This is a genomic window from Streptomyces lunalinharesii (assembly GCF_039532155.1).
GTDB classification, from domain to species: domain Bacteria; phylum Actinomycetota; class Actinomycetes; order Streptomycetales; family Streptomycetaceae; genus Streptomyces; species Streptomyces lunalinharesii.
In genome coordinates, this window is the sequence record NZ_BAAARK010000130.1 from 1 (window position 1) to 597 (window position 597).

Here is a 597-nt window from a genome sequence, read left to right on the forward strand (position 1 = left end):
GGGGTCGGACCGCAGAGCGCCGCTGTTTTGCTGATCGCCATGGGGGACAACGCGGACCGCTTGCGTGGTGAAGCGTCGTTCGCCGCCTTGTGCGGGGCAAGCCCGGTTGAATACTCCTCGGGCGGCAGATGTCATCGTCGCCTCAACCGCGGCGGAAACCGGCAGGCGAATGCTGCCCTGCACCGCATCGTTCTGACTCGACTGCGCTGGGACCCACGCACCCAGGTGTATTACGAGAGACGGGTGATGGAAGGAAAGACCCGGCGTGAGATCATCCGCTGCCTGAAGCGGTATGTGGCCCGGGAGATCTACGGCCTCGTCCAGGGACAGCGTCGGAGCCAGGGTTGGTCGTGAACAGCTTCGCCGGTCCCGGCCGGACGGGCGTCACGCCAGCGTGCGGTGCGCGTCGTGGACTCCGCTGTACTCAGGCTCACCGCTTTCTAGTACTCGGAGCAGGGATGCGGTGACGACGCGTGTGCTGCGGCCGATGCGCAGCACACGGCAGGGGAACTCCCCGCGCCGGACCAAGTCGTAGCCCTTGGCCCGCGAGAACCCGAAGGCCCTGGAAGCGTCTTCGACGCTGCCGGTTCCGCCCCA

2 protein-coding genes are annotated in these 597 nt (G+C 67.0%); one reads left to right on the forward strand and one right to left on the reverse strand.

Annotated elements, in window-relative coordinates; genetic code table 11:
• Window positions 1-354, forward strand: a 354-nt coding sequence (locus ABD385_RS41270) for a transposase (protein WP_344585431.1), incomplete at its 5' end; no start/stop codon positions are given.
• 30 nt (window positions 355-384) lie between these two features.
• On the opposite strand, the gene ABD385_RS41275 is transcribed toward ABD385_RS41270, so the two are convergent.
• Window positions 385-597: helix-turn-helix transcriptional regulator (locus ABD385_RS41275; protein ID WP_344585433.1), on the reverse strand; the 213-nt coding region annotated here is incomplete at its 5' end.